The sequence below is a fragment of the Haladaptatus paucihalophilus DX253 genome (assembly GCF_000376445.1).
Classification (GTDB): Archaea; Halobacteriota; Halobacteria; order Halobacteriales; family Haladaptataceae; genus Haladaptatus; species Haladaptatus paucihalophilus.
Window position 1 is genome coordinate 415,950 of sequence record NZ_AQXI01000001.1, and the last position, 20,261, is coordinate 436,210.

At 64.1% G+C, this 20,261-nt stretch carries 20 protein-coding genes; 4 read left to right on the top strand and 16 right to left on the bottom strand.

All coding sequences use genetic code 11. The features are described 5' to 3' along the window. Positions 1–3: 3 nt before the first annotated feature. Positions 4–696, bottom strand: coding sequence for a rhodanese-like domain-containing protein (locus tag B208_RS0102390; RefSeq protein ID WP_007979070.1), 693 nt, complete (start codon positions 694–696; stop codon positions 4–6). 272 nt (positions 697–968) lie between these two features. Between B208_RS0102390 and B208_RS0102395 the strand changes: the two genes are divergently transcribed. Then, positions 969–1,919 (top strand): phytoene/squalene synthase family protein, encoded by a 951-nt coding sequence (locus B208_RS0102395; RefSeq protein ID WP_007979069.1) that lies wholly within the window; start codon positions 969–971, stop codon positions 1,917–1,919. Between the two features lie 18 nt (positions 1,920–1,937). On the opposite strand, the gene thiC is transcribed toward B208_RS0102395, so the two are convergent. Next, positions 1,938–3,377 (bottom strand): phosphomethylpyrimidine synthase ThiC, encoded by a 1,440-nt coding sequence (gene thiC / locus B208_RS0102400; RefSeq protein WP_007979068.1) that lies wholly within the window; start codon positions 3,375–3,377, stop codon positions 1,938–1,940. Between the two features lie 87 nt (positions 3,378–3,464). Here thiC and B208_RS0102405 point away from each other — a divergent pair, with 87 nt between their 5' ends. Both B208_RS0102405 and B208_RS0102410 read left to right on the top strand, forming a co-directional pair. Further along, positions 3,465–4,499 carry an NAD(P)-dependent alcohol dehydrogenase gene (locus B208_RS0102405; RefSeq protein ID WP_007979067.1) on the top strand — a complete coding sequence of 345 codons (1,035 nt, stop codon included), beginning with the start codon at positions 3,465–3,467 and terminating at the stop codon, positions 4,497–4,499. Between the two features lie 229 nt (positions 4,500–4,728). Next, the gene (locus B208_RS0102410; RefSeq protein WP_007979066.1) at positions 4,729–5,034 is read left to right on the top strand and encodes a hypothetical protein; all 306 of its coding nucleotides are present in this window, start codon (positions 4,729–4,731) and stop codon (positions 5,032–5,034) included. Positions 5,035–5,143: 109 nt separating this feature from the next. On the opposite strand, the gene B208_RS0102415 is transcribed toward B208_RS0102410, so the two are convergent. The 10 genes from B208_RS0102415 to B208_RS0102460 all read right to left on the bottom strand — a co-directional run bounded on the left by B208_RS0102415 (position 5,144) and on the right by B208_RS0102460 (position 15,580). Beyond that, positions 5,144–6,424 (bottom strand): FAD-dependent monooxygenase, encoded by a 1,281-nt coding sequence (locus B208_RS0102415; RefSeq protein WP_007979064.1) that lies wholly within the window; start codon positions 6,422–6,424, stop codon positions 5,144–5,146. Positions 6,425–6,436: 12 nt separating this feature from the next. Beyond that, on the bottom strand, positions 6,437–7,549 hold the full coding sequence (locus B208_RS0102420) for a phosphotransacetylase family protein (RefSeq protein WP_007979061.1): 1,113 nt from the start codon (positions 7,547–7,549) through the stop codon (positions 6,437–6,439). After that, positions 7,546–9,648 carry an acetate--CoA ligase family protein gene (locus tag B208_RS0102425; RefSeq protein WP_007979059.1) on the bottom strand — a complete coding sequence of 701 codons (2,103 nt, stop codon included), beginning with the start codon at positions 9,646–9,648 and terminating at the stop codon, positions 7,546–7,548. The genes B208_RS0102420 and B208_RS0102425 overlap by 4 nt, the downstream gene beginning before the upstream one ends. A 33-nt stretch (positions 9,649–9,681) precedes the next feature. Then, complete coding sequence (locus B208_RS0102430; protein WP_007979057.1) at positions 9,682–10,122, bottom strand: GIY-YIG nuclease family protein; 441 nt, start codon at positions 10,120–10,122, stop codon at positions 9,682–9,684. Between the two features lie 3 nt (positions 10,123–10,125). Further along, positions 10,126–10,545 (bottom strand): DUF4149 domain-containing protein, encoded by a 420-nt coding sequence (locus B208_RS0102435; RefSeq protein WP_007979055.1) that lies wholly within the window; start codon positions 10,543–10,545, stop codon positions 10,126–10,128. A gap of 26 nt (positions 10,546–10,571) precedes the next feature. Further along, positions 10,572–10,835, bottom strand: a complete 264-nt coding sequence (locus B208_RS0102440; RefSeq protein WP_007979053.1) for a bacteriophage holin — start codon at positions 10,833–10,835, stop codon at positions 10,572–10,574. An 82-nt stretch (positions 10,836–10,917) separates the two neighbouring features. Continuing rightward, positions 10,918–11,346: a DUF4149 domain-containing protein gene (locus tag B208_RS0102445; protein ID WP_007979052.1), complete on the bottom strand. Its 429-nt coding sequence runs from the start codon at positions 11,344–11,346 to the stop codon at positions 10,918–10,920. 128 nt (positions 11,347–11,474) lie between these two features. Then, complete coding sequence (locus B208_RS0102450; RefSeq protein ID WP_026177704.1) at positions 11,475–11,951, bottom strand: YbaK/EbsC family protein; 477 nt, start codon at positions 11,949–11,951, stop codon at positions 11,475–11,477. A gap of 69 nt (positions 11,952–12,020) precedes the next feature. Beyond that, the gene (locus B208_RS0102455; protein ID WP_007979049.1) at positions 12,021–14,453 is read right to left on the bottom strand and encodes a methyl-accepting chemotaxis protein; all 2,433 of its coding nucleotides are present in this window, start codon (positions 14,451–14,453) and stop codon (positions 12,021–12,023) included. Beyond that, positions 14,453–15,580: an ABC transporter substrate-binding protein gene (locus B208_RS0102460; RefSeq protein ID WP_007979048.1), complete on the bottom strand. Its 1,128-nt coding sequence runs from the start codon at positions 15,578–15,580 to the stop codon at positions 14,453–14,455. The genes B208_RS0102455 and B208_RS0102460 overlap by 1 nt, the downstream gene beginning before the upstream one ends. A 291-nt stretch (positions 15,581–15,871) precedes the next feature. Between B208_RS0102460 and B208_RS0102465 the strand changes: the two genes are divergently transcribed. Next, positions 15,872–16,246: a secondary thiamine-phosphate synthase enzyme YjbQ gene (locus tag B208_RS0102465; RefSeq protein ID WP_007979047.1), complete on the top strand. Its 375-nt coding sequence runs from the start codon at positions 15,872–15,874 to the stop codon at positions 16,244–16,246. Here B208_RS0102465 and B208_RS0102470 read toward each other — a convergent pair. The 4 genes from B208_RS0102470 to B208_RS0102485 form a co-directional block, all read right to left on the bottom strand. Beyond that, a complete protein-coding gene (locus B208_RS0102470) occupies positions 16,239–16,514 on the bottom strand; it encodes a hypothetical protein (protein ID WP_007979046.1) in 276 nt (91 codons plus the stop codon). The genes B208_RS0102465 and B208_RS0102470 overlap by 8 nt on opposite strands. A gap of 86 nt (positions 16,515–16,600) precedes the next feature. Beyond that, positions 16,601–18,160: a uracil-xanthine permease family protein gene (locus B208_RS0102475; RefSeq protein WP_007979045.1), complete on the bottom strand. Its 1,560-nt coding sequence runs from the start codon at positions 18,158–18,160 to the stop codon at positions 16,601–16,603. A gap of 66 nt (positions 18,161–18,226) precedes the next feature. Further along, positions 18,227–19,192, bottom strand: coding sequence for a carbohydrate kinase family protein (locus B208_RS0102480; protein WP_007979044.1), 966 nt, complete (start codon positions 19,190–19,192; stop codon positions 18,227–18,229). 256 nt (positions 19,193–19,448) lie between these two features. Beyond that, entirely contained in the window at positions 19,449–20,219 is a 771-nt protein-coding gene (locus B208_RS0102485; protein ID WP_007979043.1) for a sugar phosphate isomerase/epimerase family protein, read from the bottom strand. Positions 20,220–20,261 lie beyond the last annotated feature (42 nt).

The following is a 20,261-nucleotide window of genomic DNA, read 5'->3' on the forward strand; positions in this document are numbered from 1 at the left end:
GGTCTATTCGCCGCTTACGACCCGCGAGGAGAGGTCGCCGATGGTTCCCTTCACGGTGTACTCCGGCGTCTCGATGTGGACCATCGAGTCCGCCGTTACGTCCTCGAACTTGAGTTCGAGGGTGTACGACCCGTCCGTCAGGATGTCCGTCGCTTCGTTCTGTCCGGTTTCGAGCTGTCGCGCCCACGCCGTCTTTCCGGCGAAGGCGGCGTCGGTGACGCCCGAGATGATGTACGCCACCGGATTGTACGACGTGTTGGAGCCGCGAATCGGGTAGTCCCTGTCGTGCCACTCCCAGAACCCCTCGTCGATGACGAAGACGTTCTCGTAGCCCTTCTGCATGAGTGCGGATGCACGAATCGAAGAGAGGTGGTGCGGACAGCCACAGTAACAGACGATGCGGTCGGATTTCGGCCAGTTCAGCACGGGGTCGCGCTCCGGGGCACCACGGACGCCCGGTGCGGGACTCAACACGGCCCCGTAGATGTGCGAGGTCTTGTACTGCTTCGTGCCGCGAGCGTCGGCGAACCGCGCTTCCCCGCGCTTGTACCAGTTGTAGACGATATCTGTCGGGACGAGAGGGACCTCCTCGCCGCCCTCGGATTTCGTGTCGAACGAGGACGGGTCGAAGCTCTTTTTCTTCGGTTTCTCGTCGAACTCCGGCGGATACCCATCGACATTGCCGTCCTCGGGCATGGGATAACTCGAAGACCCCGAGCCACTGCCTCGATTGAGACACCCGCTCAATCCCGCGACTGCCACGGAACTAGCCGCGAGAAAGGTACGTCGGTTCATTACTATGGCCCCGTAGCAACTACCCCTTTATCAATTTTATTATTAACAGAACGCTGTTAATTATAGACTGCGTAATCGAATCGACGGTCGGTACGGAAAACATACCTAACAGGTTTGGCACCGTCTTTTTTCAGAATGACAGCGTACCAACTGCTATTCTCGGGGCACACCCAATGAAAGACACACACGTAGAGGCGGGGAAGGCGATACAGCAGCAGACCGGGAAAACGTTCCATCTCGCCACTCGGCTGTTGCCCGAGCGAGTGCGCCACCCGACGTACGTGCTGTACGGGTTCTTCCGTATCTGCGACGAGGTGGTGGACGACGCCGCCGACGTTCCGGCCGAGGAGCAAGCCGAACGGTTGGAGTCGCTACGAAAGCAGGCGCTCGGGAAAGAACCACCCGATGACCCGATTTTGGAGGCGTTCCACGACCTCTGTGAATCACGCGGTATCGCGGACGAGGAGGTCGTCGTCTTCATCGACGCGATGGCGACGGACATCGACAAATCGCGCTACGAAACCTACGAGGAACTGGAGACGTACATGCGCGGTTCGGCCGCCGCCGTCGGGCAAATGATGACGTCAGTGATGAACCCGGACGACGCCGAGCGAGCGCGACCGCACGCGACGTCGCTCGGCGAGGCGTTCCAACTCACCAACTTCCTCCGGGACGTGCGCGAGGACATCGAAGACCGGAATCGAATCTACCTTCCTCGAACGACGCTCTCGCGGCACGGCGTGACCGACGAACAGATAAAGCGCCTTGAGTTCACGGTCGGGTTCGCCGAGGTCATGCAGGACGAACTTCGCCGCGCGGAAGCCCTGTACCGGGAGGGCGTCGCCGGAATCCGGTACCTCCCCGAGGACTGCCAGTTCGCGGTCTTGCTCGCGGCGGTGCTGTACGCGGAGTACCACCGCGTGATTCGAGCGCAGAGGTACGACGTGCTCTCCAAGGAACCGTCGCTGGGGACCGTCCGAAAGCTCGTGCTCCTCGCTAAGACGCGGTGGCACTGGCGGAAGACACGCGACCCCGAAACCGTCTTCCGGACCGTAAGCCCGGTCGGAACGCCGGAACACCGCGGGTCGGACGTGGAGCGTCGGGATACGCTTCCGACTCGATAACTCTCGCTTCTCCTCGTTTCAATCGTCACCGTGGCCTTCGCTGGCGTGCTCCGCGAACGACGGCAGGTCCGGAACCGAACGCATGTCGTGTGTCCCCGTCGGCGGCAGGTTCGCCGCCGCCGCGGGCGAGTCCGTCAGGTCCGTTTCGCTGTCTATCGATTCCATGTCGCCGTCGACGGCCCGCGCGTCCTGGTCGATGCGCATCGAGCAGAACTCCACGCCGCACATCGAGCAGTAGCGCGCTTTCTTGTAGTTATCGCCGGGGAGGGACTGGTCGTGGTACGCTCGTGCCCGTTCCGGGTCGAGGGCGAGTTCGAACTGTCGTGACCAGTCGAACTCGTAGCGGGCCTCCGAGAGCGCGTCGTCCCAGTCGCGGGCACCCGGTTGGCCGGTTGCGACGTCGGCCGCGTGGGCCGCGATTCGGTACGCCGCGAGGCCGTCCCGAACGTCCTCCTCTTCGGGGAGTCCGAGGTGCTCTTTCGGCGTCACGTAACACAGCATGGCCGCCCCGGCCCGAGCGGCCTCGGTGGCACCGATGGCGCTCGTGATGTGGTCGTACCCGGGCGCGATGTCGGTCACCAACGGACCGAGGACGTAGAACGGAGCGCCGTCGCAGACCTCCTGCTGGCGTTCGACGTTCATTTCGATGTCGTCCATCGGGACGTGTCCCGGTCCCTCAACCATGACCTGAACGCCGTGGTCCCGTGCCGTTCGGGTCAGTTCGCCCAGCGTCTCCAGTTCGGCGAACTGCGCGTCGTCGCACGCGTCGGCGAGGCAACCGGGCCGAAGGCCGTCGCCGAGGCTGAACGTCACGTCGTACTCGGCGAAAATCGCACAAATTCGCTCGAAGTGCGTGTACAGCGGGTTTTGGGCGTCGTTCTCCTCCATCCACTTGGCGAGAATCGACCCGCCGCGCGAGACGATGCCGGTCTTCCGACCGTTGGTGAGCGGGACGTGTTCCAGCAACACGCCCGCATGGACGGTCATGTAATCGACGCCCTGCCGGGCCTGTTTCTCGATGACGTCGAGCAGTAACTCGGGCGTGAGGTCGGCAACGTCGTCGACGCGCGTGACCGCCTCGTAAATCGGGACGGTTCCGACCGGAACCGGAGCGTGTTGAACGTTCGTCTCACGAATCGAATCGAGGTTCGCACCGGTGCTCAAGTCCATCACGGTGTCCGCGCCGTAGTGAACCGCCGCGTGGAGCTTTCGAAGTTCCTCCTCGGGGTTGCTCGTCGTCTCGCTGTTGCCGATGTTCGCGTTGACCTTCGTGGCGAACTCTCGCCCGATTATCATCGGGTCGAGCACGTCGTGTTCGTGGTTGTTCGGGATGACCGCCCGTCCCTCGGCGACCGCGCGTCGAACCGTCTCTGGGTCCCTGCTCTCCCGCTCCGCCACCCGTTTCATCGCCGCGGTCAGTTCGCCGGAACGAGCGCGTTGGAGTTGTGTTTCCGACATCAATTACTGAGTTATATTACTAGGTAATAATTCTTGTCGAGCGAAATCGGCACCAACGTTCACCATCACCCGGCACGAACGTGGCGTATGCGAGTCGCAGTCCTCGAAGAACCCGGTTCCTTCGTCGTCGAAGAGCGAGACAAACCAGCCCCCGACCCGGACGAGGTGGTCGTCGAAATCGGCAAGGTCGGCATCTGCGGGTCCGACGTTCACTACTACGAACACGGCCGCATCGGCGATTACGTGGTCGAATCGCCGCTCGTCCTCGGGCACGAGAGCGCGGGCGAAGTCGTCTCGGTCGGCGAAAACGCCGAAGGCGATTTCGACTTCGGCGACCGCGTGACGCTCGAACCGGGCGTCCCCTGTCGGCGCTGTGACCACTGCAAGCGCGGCGAGTACAACCTCTGTCCCGACGTGACGTTCATGGCGACGCCGCCGGACGACGGCGCGTTCGCGGAGTTCGTCGCGTGGCCCGCCGACTTCACCTATCGGCTACCGGATTCCGTCTCGACCCGCGAAGGAGCGCTCTGTGAACCCTTGAGCGTCGGCATCCACGCCGCTCGACGGGGCGAGGTCGGCGTCGGCGATTCCGTCCTCGTGACGGGGTGCGGTCCCATCGGTCTGCTGGCGATGGAAGCCGCGAACGCCGCCGGAGCGGCGGAGGTGTTCGTCTCCGACGTCGTTCCCGAAAAACTCGCGCTGGCCGAGGAGCGCGGCGCGGACGCGACCATCGACGTTCGGGAAGACGACCTCGGGGAATCGGTCTCCGACCTCACAGACGGCGAGGGCGTCGATGTGGTCATCGAAGCGTCCGGAGCGGACCCCGCGATTCGAACCACTATCGACGCGGTTCGACGGGGCGGGACCGTCGTCCTCATCGGACTCGCACAGGACGCGGAAATCCCGCTCGACACGAGTGAAATCATCGACAACGAACTCGACCTCCGAGGGTCGTTTCGCTACCGGAACACGTACCCCGCCGCCGTCCAGTTGCTGGCCGACGGCGCGGTCGACGTGGCGGGTATCGTGGATTTCGAAATGGAACTGCCGGATGTCGGCGAGGCGTTCGAGCGGGCGAAGGAGTCCGAGACGGTGAAAGGGATGCTTTCGGTTTCGCGGTGAGCGCGTTCGGAATTCGAACGACGGCGACCCGTTTCGTGACGGAAACGCCCCGTGTGTGGTACTTTTTGTCGAATGAGCAGTCACCACAGATGTCTAGCCAGAGATTGGCATGCTAGTCTCTGTCGAAATATTTACTCGGTATTGAGTAAACCTTATCAACGTCAACCAACTACCGGGAAGTGATGATTGACACGAGTAACGAAACGACAACTGGGGAGGGTGAGCGATAATGTGGCAAGACATCGTATTTCTCTGCGGGAGCGTCTTTTCCCTCCTCGTTCTCGTTCCGACTCTCCGCGACTCGATGGCGAACGTCCCGCTCGGGACCTCCCTTCCATCGGCCGTTATCGGCATCGTCTACGGAACCGCCTTCCTCACGCTCGGGATGAGTCTCTCTGCCGCCGGTTCCCTGCTCACGGGGATCATGTGGAGTCTCATCGCGGCGCTTCGGTCGCCGAACCCGCTCGCTACGCCCGCGGACTCCGAAACTGAAACGCGGACTAACGGGCACGGCGCACCGCAACACGCCGATTAATCGGCAACTTCTCGAACGAAACGCGACCCTACGGCTTCGCCGAAGTCGGGGGGAGAATCGAACGGAAACAGAGAACCGATTTTTCGACTCGCCGGTTTTTCGGCGTGCGCTACGACTCCTCGAACGCGGCCGTATCGACCGACACCGGTGTCGGTCCGAGGGCGAAGGTCCGCCACGTCCGCCGGACGGACGGCAGCTTCGGGGCGACGGTAAACAGACCCCGAACGAGCGGAGCAACAGCCCACTCGGGAACCGACTCGCCGTTTTGTACGTACCACGTGACGACCCGCTCGCCGCGCCGTTGGAGGCGGAGCACTTCCTCGACGGCGGGTCGGCGAACCGACTCGAACCGCCGAAGGCGTTCCGCCGGAATCGGTTCGTCTCCCGTGTCGCCCGCATCACCCATTTCGAGCGCGGTCGTGATGGTCCCTTGGGCGACCACGGCGTCCTGAATTGCGAGGCCGTTCCCCTGTCCGCCGACCGGCGAGGCGACGTGCGCCGCGTCGCCGAGCAGGAGCAGGCCGTCGTCCACCCATCGTTCCGTCAGTCCGGGTTCGATGTGGAGGAGCGAACACTGGTCGAACGATTCCAGATGCCGGGCGATGGCGGGGTCCACCGCGGCGATTTCTCGCCGAAATCGCTCGATACCGCGCTGTCTGATGTCGGGATAGGTACCCTTCTCGATGAACCACCCGGCCTGTGCGTCCTCCTCTCCGAGGCCGAAGTAGAGCAGGATGCCGTCGCGCTCGATGCGCCCCTGTGCGGCCGACCGAACGGCGTCCGCCGGGAGTTTGAACCACAGCAGTTCGATGTCGGAGTCGAACAGGCCGGGGTCGAGGTCGGCCGCCTTCCGAACCGTCGAAAAGCGGCCGTCAGCGCCGACGACGAGTCGGCTTCGAAGTTCGAGGTCCTCGTCCCGCTCGCGGTCGTTCGCTCGCACGCCGACGACCCGTCCCCCCTCACGAACGATGTCGGTGACGCTCGTCGCCGGACGGAACTCGAAGGTCGAAAGCTCGTCGGCGCGGTCGATGAGCAGGCGGAGCAACGGCGGTTGTTCCATCAACAGACCGTAATCGTACGGTTTCGGCAGTTCGGAGAAATCGACGGCGTGATAGGACCGCCCGAACGCCGTCACTTCCGGTCGCCGCACCTCATCGTGGTCGAGGGCCAGAATATCGTCCAGCACGTCCATCTCCGCGAACAGTTTGACCGCGAGCGGTTGGAAGAAGTAGCCGCGAAACTCCCGGTCCAGATCGGCGTGGCGCTCCAACAGGACGGTATCGACGCCGCTTCTGGCGAGGAGGTAGCTCATCACACAGCCGCCCGGCCCGGCACCGACGACCACGACGGTCGTTTCGCGGGTCGTCGCGGACGCGCGCTGGTCGGCCATGTCTGGTCCCCGCTACTCCTCGTCCGCGTCGGCGTCGGAATCGACGTCCGCGTCCGATTCCACCGCTCCTTCACCGAGGAGCGCGTCCACGTCGGCGTGGTCGTGGAGGAGTTCGCCCATCCGCTCGACCGTCTCCTCGTCGCGGGTTCGACCGCTTCGAATCACGTCCTCGGCGCGTTCGATGGTCGTCAGCGTGTCCGCCTGCACGAGCAGGACGGGGACGCCCTTCTCCTCCGCCTTGCCGATGACGGCACCCGGCGGGCGGAACCCGCCCGTCAGGATCAGACACTTCACGCCGGGAGCTTCCAGCGCGACGGTGTGCAGGTCGGGACGGTCGCCGCCGGTGACGAGGGCGGCATCCCGCGTCCGACGGAGGTGACGGAGCGCCTTGTCGCCGCTCATCGCGCCGACGAGGAACCGCTCGACGAACTCGCCCGTGTCCGCCTTCGTGAGCAGTTCCGCGTTGAGTTCCGCCGCGAGGTCGCCGACCGTAACGCCCGCGAGGTCCTGCTGGCGCGGGACGACGCCGAGAACGGGGATTTTCCGCCCTTCGAGGAAGGGAACCACGTCCGTATCGAGCGGGTCGAAGTTCGTGTTCGAGACGGCGTTGAACAGCACACCGGACAGACGGTCGCCGATGTCGTCCACGGCGGCGAGCAGGTCGTCCACGTCGCTCCCCTTCTCGTACCCGGAGAGGAGAAGCACTTCCGCGTCGAGCAGTTCGGCGACTTCCGGGTCGGTGAGGTCGACGATACCGCCGGTCGTGAGATTGCCGCCGCCCTCGATTATCATCAGGTCGTGGCCCGACGACAGCGACTCGAAGCTCGTTCGAATCTGCTCGCGGAGTTTGTCGGGGTCCTCGCGGCCTCGGATGGCTTGCTCGATGAACGTCGGCGAGTAGACGACGGGTTCGAGTTCGTGCATTTCGGCGTCGAGGCCGAGCAGTTCGCGGGCCAGCATCGGGTCCTCGTCCAACGTCTTGCCGACGTTGCTCTGGAGTCGGGTGCCCTTCGGTTTCATGTAGCCCACCGACAGCCCGCGCTGCTGTGCGAGTCGCGCCAGCGCGAGGGCGACGGCGGTCTTGCCTGTGCTTTCTTCGGTTGCGGTGACGAGTATCGTGTTCATAGTTCGTCCGTGTCCACGGTCAGTCGGATGTCTATCGCTCGCACGCCGTCCGGAGTGGCGACGAGTGGGTTCACGTCGAGTTCCAGAATCGCGGGGAAGTCGGTCACGAGTTGTGAGAGTCGCTGGAGGCTTTCGACCACGCCGTCGATGTCGGCGGGGTCGCGGCCCCGCGCCCCGCGGAGCAGGGGTGCCGCCTCGATGTCGTTCACCATCTCGCTCGCCTCGCGCTCGCTTATCGGCGCGACGCGGAAGGTGGTGTCCTCGATGATTTCGACGAAGATGCCGCCCAGTCCGAACAGGAGGAGCGGACCGAACTGCGGGTCGCGGTTCATGCCGATGATGGTCTCCGTACCCGAGTCGAGGTCCACCATCTCCTGGACCTGCACGCCGAGAATCGTCGCGTCGGGTTGGTAGTTCCGCGCCCGCGTCACGAGGTCCTCGTAGGCGTCGTACACGTCCTCGTTTCCGACGCCGACTTTCACGCCGCCGATGTCGGATTTGTGCAGGATGTCGGGGCTGACTATCTTCATGACGACGTTCCCCTCGATGTCCTGTGCGGCGCTCACCGCGTCTTCCGGTGAATCCGCGATGGTCCCTTCGGGCGTCGGAATGCCGTACGCGTCGAGCAGTCCCATCGCCTCCACGCCGAGGCGGTTGTCCCCGCGCTCCTTCGCGCGGGAGAGGATTTCCGCGGCGCGTTCCCTGTCAACGTCGAATTCGGTCGGTTTCCCGTACTCGCGCTGGCTGATGTCGCGGTACGTGGTGAGGGCGTCCAGACTTCGCACCGCGCGGGCCGGGTCGAAGTAGTTCGGAATCCCTCCCTCGCGGAGGAGTTCCGCCGCCTCCTCGGTTCGTTCGCCGCCCATCAACGCCGCGGCGACCGGTTTCCCGTGTTTCGCCTGCAGTTCGACGATGACGTCGGCGAGGTCGCGGTAGTCGATGACGGCCGTCGGCGCGGCCAGCACGACCGCGGTTCCGACGTTTTCGTCCCCGAGCGCGATGTCGATGGCGTCCCGGAACCGGCCGATGTCGGCGTCGCCGATGGCGTCTATCGGGTTGTAGATGTTGGCCTCCTCGGGCAGGGCCTCTCCCAGTTCCGCGAGCGTGTCGTCGGAAAACGACGCCAGCGAGAGGGTCGAATCGCCCACCGCGTCGGTGGTCATCACGCCCGGTCCGCCCGCGTTCGTGACGATGGCCACGTCGTCCCGCTCGGGCAAGGGTTGGCCCGCCAGAATCTGGGCGAAATCGAACAGCTCTTGGACGGAATCGACGCGCAACACGCCCGCCTGTTCGAGTCCGGCCTCGTACGCCCGGTCGCTCCCCGCGAGGGTTCCGGTGTGCGAGGAGACGGCCTGCGCCCCGGCGTCGGTGCGCCCCGATTTTACCATCACGATAGGCGTATCGTCGGTTACCTCGCGGGCCGTGTCGATGAACGTCCCGCCGTCCTCGACGCCTTCGAGGTAGCCCAGGATGACGTCCGTGTCGGGGTCTTCGCCCCACGCGCGGACGAAATCCGTCTCGTCCAACACGGCCTTGTTCCCGAGCGACACCACGTCCTTGAAGCCGAGTCCCTCGTCGTTCGCCCAGTCGAGGACGGCCGTGATGAACGCCCCCGATTGGCTCATGAACGACATGGACCCCGGCAGGGCGTTCTCCGGCCCGAAGGTCGCGTTCATGCCGACCGGCGTGCTCATTATCCCGAGGCTGTTGGGGCCGACGAGGTTCAGGTCGTACTCCGCCGCGATGTCCTGCAACTCTCGCTCCCGCTCTGCACCTTCGCTCCCCGTCTCGCCGAATCCGGCGGTGATGACGACGACGTTTTTGATTCCGGCTTCGCCAGCCCCGCGAACCACGTCCACCGCGATGTGCGGCGGGACGACGACGACCGCGAGGTCGATGTCCGGCGCGGACGCGAGGTCGGGATAGCAGTCCAGTCCGAACACCTCGTCGTAGTTCGGATTGACAGGCACCGTCTCGCCGTCGAACTCGTCGCGGAGGTTGGTCACGATGGCGCGACCGATGGAGCCTTCGTTCTCCGTGGCTCCCACGACGGCGACACGAGACGGCGCGAAAAGGTCTGTGAGTACGGTGTCACCCATCGTTTCGAAGATTGGACGAGCGCGGGATTAAAACTAGTGCCCTGTTTCCACCGACGGAGAATTACCCGCCGATTCGTGCGCCCGCCGAACCGCCGCTTCGAGGGAGTCCCTTTCGGGCGCGAAATGGAGGTGCGTCCCGCAGTCGCAATCCGACGCGCCGATGCCGGGAACCGGCTCGATTTCCTCGGCGAGCCGGTCGGCGACGGCGCACTCCACGTCCGACGCCTCGGTTCGAACGTCGGCCGCGAGGTCCGTTTCGGGATGACCGAGCAGGTAATCGACGTGCCAATGGCGGGCACCGTTCTCGCCCGACGCGACCCGCGCGTGGCGGTCGATACGCGAGAATCCACCCTGTCCGAACGCGCTGCCGGTGTAGGCGTACCACCCGGAATCGAGTGCTCTGGGTCCCTTCGCCCCGAACTCGATATCCGCGGGTGCCGCGAGCGAGACGAGGAGGGTGTACGTCCCCTTCATCTCTTAGAGGTGCGAGGCCACGATGCCACCCGCCACTGCGAGCATCGTCAGACCGTTCAGGACGACCGATTGCTTGTGATACTGGGCGAACGCGTCGTCGCCCACCGCCTCCATCTTCGGAATGAGCACCCAGCGGGCGTATCCCGTGAAGACGACGCCGACCAGCGCGAGGGCGGCGACGCCGATGCCGTCGAACGCGTCCATCGCGGTGCCGACGACCGCGGCACCGAACGCCACGACACCCAATCCGAGTCCGAACTGGTAGTACTTCGGGAAGATGGCGTTGACGACCTGTCCCGCGTCGTCGTCCAACACGTCGAACGTCGTCGGCGCGCCGATGAACGAGAAGAACACGATGCTGCCGAGCCAGATTCCGAGCGCCGCGTCCGCGACGACGAGGAGTCCCGTTCCGAGAAGGGTCATATCGAACAGTTGGAACGACTAGCCAATCAAGATTGTTCTTCGTCGCGCGCGACGGCGTTGTACACCGTGGCGACGATGGCACCTCCGAGCGCGCCGTCCATGAATCCCCAGAGCGCGCCGACGAGGCTCCCCCGGAGCGTCGGCCGGTAGCCGATGTACAGCGAGGAGAGCGTTTCGACCGTTTCGTCGCCCCAACCGAACCGCGCTATCCACGCGTCCAGCATCACGTACAGCGACCACATCACGCCGCCACCGAGCGCGAACGCGCGAACGTCGAGTTTGTCCGTCATGAGTCCTCGGATGAGTTCGACGCGAACGGTCTTAGCGTTGGGTGGCGAGAGGGGTTTGCGCGGCGGTTGACGGGGGAGAAACTCAGAAGTGCGAAAGCACCAGCGCACCGGCGACCGCGAGCATCGCCACGCCGTTCAGGACGACCGACTGCTTGTGGTACCGCGCGAAGCCGTCGTCGCCCGCCGTCTCCATCTTCGGGAGGAGCCGAGCCTGTGCGTAGATAGTCGCCGCGAGCGCGATGAGAATGAGCGGTTGGATGAACAGCGTGGCCGTCGGGTCGAGGACGCCCCGATTCCACGCGACGACGGCCACGCCGACCGCGGTGAATCCGAGTATCGAACCGAACTCGTAGTACTTGGGGAAGATGGCGTTGACGACCTGCCCCGCGTCGTCGCCCAACACGTCGAACGTCGTCGGCGCACCGACGAACGAGAAGAACACCATACCGCCGAGCCACATCCCGAGACTCGCGTCCAGAATCACCAACAGCGCCGTTCCGAGGAGAGTCATGACGGAACGGAAGATACATCGCGTAATCGGTCTTTCCCCGACCGATTTCCGCTCTCGCTCTGACTTCCCCTCCGACCGATTTCTGCCCTCCCCCAGCCTTCCCCTCCGACCGGTTTCCGCCCTCCCGATTACTCGCTCACGCGCGCGACCGTCGCGTCGGCGTACTCCGCCAGGTCGTCGGGTGAAATCGGAAAGACGGCTTTCGGCGTCCCGGCGGCGGCCCAGACCGTCTCGAACTCGGTCAGCGTCTCGTCCAGATAGACGGGCAGGTCGCTGTCGTGGCAGAAGGGCGGGACGCCGCCGATGGACCAGCCGACCGACTCCCGAATCGCGTCGGCGTCGGCCATGCCGACCGCCGACGCGGGGGCGTCACGCAGTTCCGCCAGTCGGCCCTCGCTCACGCGCTTCGCCCCGCTGGTCACGACCACGACGAGTTCGTCGTCCGCGCGGAAGACGAGACTGCTGGCGATTTGGGCCACGTCACAGCCGATGGCGTCCGCAGCGTCCGCGGCGGTTTTCGTCCCTTCGGGAAACTCGTGAACGTCCGCGTCGAAATCGTACCGCTCCGCGGCGCGCGTTTCGAACTCTTCTGCTCGTTCGTGCATGTCCCCCATCTCTCTTCGACGGAATAAATCGGTGATGGTGGTGGTAACAATACGGAAAAGGAATCGGGATTACTGTCCGCCCGACGGATCACTCCGGTAGGTAACCGTGAAGTCGTCCACGGTGGCGGCGAGCGATTCGGCCTGTTTGGCGAGCGAATCCGCGCTCCGAGCGACCTCGCTGACCGAAGCGGTCTGTTCCTCCGCCGCCGCGGCCACGTCTTCGGCTTCGTCGGCCGTTTCGTCGCTGATGCGGGTCACCTCGTCCACCGCGGCGACGACCTCCTCGGTCGTCGATGCCTGTTCGGCGGTCACGTCGTTTATTTCCTCGATGCCGCCGGTTGTCTCCTCGACGTTCGAGATGATGGCTTGGAGCGATTCCTGCGCGTCGCGTACCGTCTCCGCCCCGTCGGTGACCGCTTCGTGCGTCTCCCGGACGTCCGTGACAGTCACGTTCGCCTGCTCTTTCACGGTGTCGATGCGCTGTTCGATGTCCACGACCGCTTCCTTCGTCTCGTTCGCCAGTTCCTTCACCTCGTTTGCGACCACCTCGAACCCTTCCGTGTCGCCGTCCGCGCTCGCCGCCTCGATGTTGGCGTTCAGCGCGAGCATGTTTGTCTGGTCCGCGATGGAGCGGATAAGTTCGACGACATCGCCGATGCGGCCGATTTCGTCGGCCAAGTCCTCCATCTGCTCGACCGTTTCGTCCGTCCCCGTCTCGATGGCGTCCATCTTGTCGATGGCGTTCGAGGCCGCTTCCCGTCCGTCCTGCCCGAGCGCCTCGGTGCTCTGGGCCGTCTGTGCCACTTGGTCCGCGGAGGCGGCGACTTCCTCGATGGTCGCCGAGAGTTCGCTCATCTCTCCGGCAGTCTCTTCGAGCCGTTCCGACTGTTCGACCGTCCCCGACGACATCACTTGCGTCGATTCCGTTACCTGCTCGCTCGCCCGCTCGATTTCGGCGGTGCTCGCGGTGACCTCCTGACTCGCGGCGGCGACATCTTCGGCGAACTCGCTCACGTCGCGTATCGTGGCTTCGAGTTCGGCGATCATCTCGTTGAATCCGTGTGCGATTTCCGTCATGGACTCGGTCGGACTGTCGGTCGCCATCCGCTGGGTGAGGTCGCCGTCCGCCGCTTCCTCCATCACGACGCTGAACTCCGCGGCCTTCCGCTCCAGCGCCGCGTTGAGTTCCTCCGCCTCGGCCTGCGCCGCTTCCGCTTCGACTTGCGCCGCCTCGGCGTCCGCTTGCGCGTCCTCCGCTTCGGCGCGGGCCTGCTCTATGTCCGCGACCATCGTTCGAAGGTCGTCGCGCATCTGCTCCAGCGTCTCGCCGAACGTGCCCGGAACCGTCTCGTCGAAGACCGGCGCGTCGAAGTTCTGCTGTGCGAGGGCGTCCGCTTGGTCGGCGACCGTGTTCAGGTAGCCGTGCATGGATTCGAACGAACCGTACAGTTCGCCCATCTCGTCCTCTCGAGTCGTCTCGGGCAGTTCGGTGTCGAGTTGCCCGGCCGCTATCTGGTCGGCCGTCCCGGAGACCGACGAGAGGGACTTCGCGGTGCCGCGACCGATGGTCAGACCGACGACCGCGAGCGAGAGCACCGCCATCAGCACGAGAATGCCGATGTTCTTCGTGACGTTCGTCTGCAGGGCGAACGCGGTCTCGTGGGGGACGTTGTACAGCAACACCCAGTCCGTTCCGACGATCGGGGTGTAGGCCATCACCGACGACCCGTCCGTCCCGGACACCTGGGACACGTCGCTCTCGCCGGTCAGTGCCCGCTGGATGGTCGAATCCACTCCGTTCGAGTAGGTGCGTAGCAACCCGACGTTGCGGTTGTCGAGGACGACGGTTCCCTGCTCGTCGATAACGGTCACGTCACCGGTCGCCGTCGGCGACGACAACACGTGGGAGTGCTCCGCGAGGGACGCCGTAACGACGACCAGATGATTCGCGTCCTCGGTCGGGGTGGCGAACGCGGCGACGGGTTCGCCGTTCACTTCGTACGGCGACGAAATGGTAACCGAGTCGGCCGCGAACGACAGGGAGTCGTTCTGCCACGCCGCGCCGTCCGCCGTCGTCCCGACCATCTCGTCGGTCGTGCTGGCGAGCACGATGCCGCTCTGCCGGTCGACGTAGTGGATTGCCTGCACGTCGTTCGGCATGTTTATCAACTGCCCTTCGAGGTACGTCTGGCGCTCGGCGTTCGATTCGTTTCCGTCGAGCGACGAGGAGAGGTACCGCGTCGTGGAGCGTTTCTGGCCCACCCATTCGTGGAGGGATTCGGCCTCCATCTTCGCGGCGCTCTGTAGTTCGTCGTTCGTCTGCCCCGTCACGAGTTGCTTCGTGTCGAGGTGGATGAAAAAGCCGATTGCGGCGATGAGGACGAGGATGGCGAACAGTACCGCGCCGAACTTCGCGGCGTAGCTCCGCCGTATCCTGCTCGGGACGTACCGAGCGAGGCGCGCACTGGCCCGTCGTCGCAACGAGAGCGATGAGTCGGCCATCACGCCGTCCTCCCTTGGAAGAAGGACGCTCGAAGCAGTTCCAGTTCGTCCATCCCGTCACCATCGACGCGTTCGATGATGTACGCGTTGAGGGGTTCGAGGTTCTCGTTCAAGTCCACCGAACTCGACGCCCCCTGATAGTTCACCGTGCGGTCCGCGTCGATGAGCGTCACCGCCCGCCCGAACTCGTCGACGGAAACCGTCTGGCCCGTGCCGCCCGAAACGGAGACGAGATTGTTGCTGATGGCGGTCCCCGTCGCGGTTCCGGCCTGCTGTATCGCGGTCCCCAACAGGAACGTGGCGTCGTAGGCGTGTTGCGTGTAGGGCGCGAGCGGCGTGATGTCGTCGAGTTCCTGTCGAAGTTTGATGGAACCCGTCGTCTGCTCGGCCGCCACCGACGCGCTGTACATTCCGTCCATGTACGACGGAACGTCGCCCGGAATGATGCCCTCGCTGAGCACGAACTCGCCGTCGAAGGAACTCCGCGCGAGCCGCTGAAGAATCGTGACGTTCCCCGGTTCGGCCACGAACGCGACTGCGTCCGCGCCGGACCGCACCACCCGACTCACGCGACCGGAGTACGTCTCCCGGCCGGGCGGAAACGCCACCGTTTCGACCGTTTTCCCCGTTATCTTCTCGTCGATGACCGATGCCAACCCCTCTCCGAAACTGTTGTCCACGTGGACGATAGCGACGGTTTCGGCGCCGACGAATCGCTCGCTGTTGAGTATTTTCGCCATCACGAGCGCCTGCTGAATGTCGTTCGCGGCGGTGCGAGCGAAATACTTGGTCGCGTCCGTGACCGCCGCCGACGCGAGCGCCGGATGCGTGCTCGACGGACTCACCGCGATGACCTCCTCCTCGGCGAAACTGTCGGCCAGCGCCATCGAGATATCGGTGACGACGGGTCCGACGAGTCCGACGACGCCCGAATCGACGAGCGAGTCAAACGCCGTCTTCGCTGTTTTCGGGTCGAGTTCGGTGTCTTCGACCGTGAGTTTCAGTTCGCGTCCGAGCGGACCCCCGGCGTCGTTGATGTCCGTGACGGCTTGTTCGATGGCGCGTCGGTGGTGTTTCGCAACCGTTTCGAGAAACCCAGATGCCGAGAGCGGAAGGAGGGCACCCACCTGGACCGGTTTCGTATCGAGTTTCCCACCGAGACAGCCAGCGAGGGCACTGCTAGCGGAGAGGGACCCGCCAGCTAGACGTAAATATCTCCTTCTAGATAGGTAATCATTCATATATAGAGGAGGATAGTCAAAAGACGCAAAGGATTTTCGGTCCAGATACCAAATCTGAGAACCGATAGTAAAATTTGCTAGTAAATATTAAAATTCAACAAATGAGTCTTCTTGGCGTTCTGATAGTGTGCTCTCGATTTTACGAGCGGTTTTGTCGGTGACCGTCGAAGCGACGATATGGAGTTCGAAGTCACAACGTCGAAGCGCGTAGACATCGTGGACATCACCGACCGAGTGGCCGAGCACGTCCCCGAGGCCGCCGACACGTGTACCGTCTTCGTCCCGCACACGACCGCCGGTGTCATCGTCAACGAGAACGAACGGCGGTTACGTTCGGATTTCAAAACCCTTCTGTCGCGGCTCGTTCCCCGCGGTGACGACTACGCACACGACCAACTGGACGGCAACGCCGACGCGCACCTCCGTTCGGTGTTACTCGGGGAACACGTTACCGTCCCCGTGGAGGACGGCGAACTCGCGCTCGGGACGTGGCAGTCCATCCTGTTCGTGGACTGCGACGGGCCGCGAACCCGTCGAATCGTCGTCAAATGAGGCGCTCACCACAGTTGGTACACTCGACCTTCTTCTTCCCGGTCGCGGTTCGTTCGACGCCCAACGACCCGTTCGAGTTGCAGGTGGGACAGACGCTCTTTCCGGTCTCGACGGCCTGATGCTGGGCCATCCACTTGAGATTCTTCTCGGCGATGCGTAGTCGTTCCTTCGTCGCTTCGAGTTCCTCACGGAGCGCTTCGACTTCCGAACGAGGGACCGCTTCGTGAGGGGACGATTCCGTCGTGGACTCCGATTCATTCGTCGTCATGGGGGAATCAACACATGCGGTGTGCTATCGTTCTACACAACGGCAGGGAACAAAAGGTTGTGGGCGGTTTTTCGTGTAAGTTCTCGTCAGTCCGCTTTCGTCGGGTCCGGACGGCTCTCCGACCCGAAGCGTTCGAAGGCGCTCTGGAAGTCGCTCTCGTCCTCCGTAATCGTCTCCCACGCTTCGAGGCCGCGCTCCTCGCGTGTTCCCTCGATGGTGTTGTCGAGAACGAACGCCACGAGACCGCCGACCGCCATCCCGGTGCCGAGGACGACGTACAGCGTGTTCGAAACGATGTCGGTGCCGAGGACGGGACCGATGACGGCCACGCTGTGCATTCCCTGCTGGAACAGTTCGGCACCGCTTTGCTCCACACCGGCACCGAGGTTTCCGATGTACGCCGGAATGGCGAGCCCCGCAAACGTGGCGAGTCCGACGATGAACAGGTTGCGCGAGGAGTCCAAATCCACGTACTTCAGGTTCGACAGCCCGACGGCGGATATCTGTCCGAACATGGCGATGAACAAGCCGCCGACGATGGGGCTCGGAATCGTCGCCACGAGCTGGCCGAAGTAGCCGACGAACCCGACGACGAGCATGACCACCGCGCCGATTTGAACGACGTAGCGCGAGGCGACGCCCGTCAAGCCGATGGCACCGATGTTCTCGGAGTAGGAGGTCGAACCGTTGCCGGTGCCCATGAGTCCGGCGAAGACGCTGGAGATGCCCTCCATCCCGATGCCGTGGTCGATGCGTTTCTTGCTCGGCGCGCCCACGCCCGAGAGGCGCGCAACGGCGTGATAGTCGCCGAAGCTCTCTATCATCGAGGCGACGACGCCCGCGAACATACCGATGATGTACGGGAGCGTGAACCGGGGCATCCCCCACTGGAGGGGCATGACCGGTTGGAAGAGGTTCGCGTTGACGACGCTCATGTAATCCACGTAACCGGGATTCGCTGGCGTGTAGAATCCCGTGTAGGAGAGCACGAACGCGATGGCCCACGCCGTGACGACGCCGAGGAGGACCGGAAAGAGGCGGAACGCGCGGTGATTATCGAGGTACTGCGAGAAGAGAACGATGAGGCCGAGCGTGAGTCCGACGAGCCACCAGTTCTGGTTCGCGGCCGTAATCTGTGGAACGCTGAACAGCGAAAGCCCGATGAGTGCGATGGTCGGCGCGATGACGACCGGCGAGAGATGTTTTTTCAGCCTGCCCATCAATCCCAGATAGCCGACCAGCACTTCGACGGCGCTGGCCGCGATGACCGCGCCTTGCAGTTCGAGCAGGGTCACGCGCCACCCCGCACCGATGACGCCGATGATGGCCAGCGCCGGCGCGAGCATCGAGAACGTCGCGCCCTGTACGATGGGATAGCGGTTTCCGAACGTCGTCTGGGCCAGCGTTGCGATTCCCGAAACGACGAAGAACGTTCCGATGAATTCGGCCGTCTGCGCCGGTGGCATCTTCATCGCACCGGCCAGCGCCAGCGGCACCGCGATGTTCGCGCCGATCATCGTCAGGTAGTGCTGGAATCCCAACAGAACCGACTCCCCCAGTGGTGGTTTGTCTTCGATACCGTACTCCACGAACGACGCCTCCTCGAGCGCCGCGTCCCCGTCCGTGTCACCTGTGCTGTCACTCATGCGTTCTCAGTGGTACTCGTTCTTCGATTTCCGATGAGAGACTTAAAAGTGGCGTTACGAATTTCGCTAGTTCGATTGCGATTCTCGTAACCCCCTGACTGCATCGCGGTCGGGGAGGGCCGTCATCGCGCCCGGTTCGGTCGTCGTCAGCGCGGCCACCGCGTTGGCGAAGCCGAGAACCGAGTCGAGGGGCTTTCCGTCGGCCAGCGCCGCCAACGCGCCCGCGGTGAAGGCGTCACCCGCGCCGGTGGTGTCCACGACGGACACGTCGTAGCCCGCGTGCGTCGCCGCCCCCGACTCCCACGGCGCGTCGTCGGTCGCGTGCGCGTACGCGCCCTCCCCACCGAGCGTCAGCAAGCAGGTGTGCGGCCCGGCCTCGCAGACGCTCGCGGCGAGTCGGTCCGCGTCGTCCGCCTCGAACCCGGCCATGTCGAGGTCCTCGGGCGTCGCCTTCACCACGTCGGCGAGCGACAGCATCTCGTCCACCGCTTCGGCGAACCCGTCTTCGGGCCAGAGTTCCGGCCGCGCGTTCGGGTCGAAGACGACGGAACAGTCTGCCGCGCGAGCGCGCTCCGCGAGGTCGAACGTCGCGGTTCGCGCCGGGTCGCTCGCCAGCATCACGCCGCCGACGTACACCCAATCGAGTTCGCGGAGCGCGTCGTCCGGGACCCCGCCGGGTTGCAGTCGCGTGTCCGCCGTCCCGTCCCGGTAGAACGTGAACGCCCGGTCGTTCGCCTCGTCGTGGGTCACGAACGCCAGCGTGGTCTTCGCGTCCGGGTCGCGTTCGACGAACCGGTCGGGCAGCTCGGCGTCGAGCGTCTCGGCGAGGAAGTCGCCGAACGGGTCGCGGGCGATTCGCGTCCAGAACCACGGCGTCTCGTCCAACCGGGAGAGCGCCACGGCGACGTTCGCGGGCGCGCCGCCGGGACGTCGTTCGAACGTCGGCACCTCCGAAAGCGGTCCGGGACGTTCCGGCAGGAAATCGATCAGCGTCTCGCCCGATACGAGGATTCGCGGCGTCGATAGCGTCATGCTGTTGCGTGAGAGGGCGAAGGGGAAAGGATTTGCCTCCGCGATTCCGGATGCTGCACCCGTTTCTTTAGTAGGAGTCAGTATGATTTAGTATAAAATAGGTTAAATATGTATGATTCAGTATTAGGAGTGACTATGCAGTAGGAAAAACCGGTGAACCAGTAGCCCCGTTTTCGGCGGTTTCGACGTCGATTCTGGATTCTGGATTCTGGATTCTGGATTCTGGATTCTGGATTCTGGATTCCGGATTCCGGATTCACAGCAGTTCGTCCAGATACGCTTTGCTGGTCTCGATGTAGGCGTAATCGAGGGTGAACACTTCGAGCGAGAGCGTCCCCTCCCAGTCGTCGGGGAGGGCGTCGAAGATGGCGCGGAAATCGAGCGTCCCTGCACCGAACGGGAGGTGTTCGTCCTTCGCGCGTCGCGTGTCGTTCAGGTGGAAGTGCGAGATTCGGTCGCCGTGGCGTTCGACGAAGGCGGCGATGTCGCCGGAATCCAAGCCATCCATTCTCGCGTGACCCGTATCCAGCGTCATCGACGCGTCCGTCTCCGCGAACAGTCCGTCGAAATCGTGAACGGAGAACCACCCGTCCGGGATGTTCTCGACGCAGAGTTCGACGTCGCGTTCGCGTGCGAACTCGTCGAGCGCGTTCACCGATTCGACGACGTTCGACCCGATTTCCTCCGCGTCCCACGCCGGTTTCCACGCGCTCGAACTCGCGTGGACGACGCCCTTCGTCGCCCCGAACTCGCGTGCCGTCTCGATTGCGGCTTGCAGTTCCCGAACCGCCCCCTCGCGGACGTGCTCGAACGGGGACCCGATGTCCAACGAGAACGGCAGGTGTACCGCGAGGCCGACGTCGCAGTCGTCCGCCCGCGACCGCACCGACTCGGGGTCAATGCGGGTGCGCTCGTTCGCGCCGTCCATCATCACTTCCACGTAGTCGAAACCGAGGTCGTCCGCGACCTCGAACGCCTCCTCGTACTCCATGCCGACCTGCGTGACGAATCCGGTTTCGGGGTTCATACCTCGAAATCGACCGCCGGTCGGTTAGTTCTAGTTGCCAGC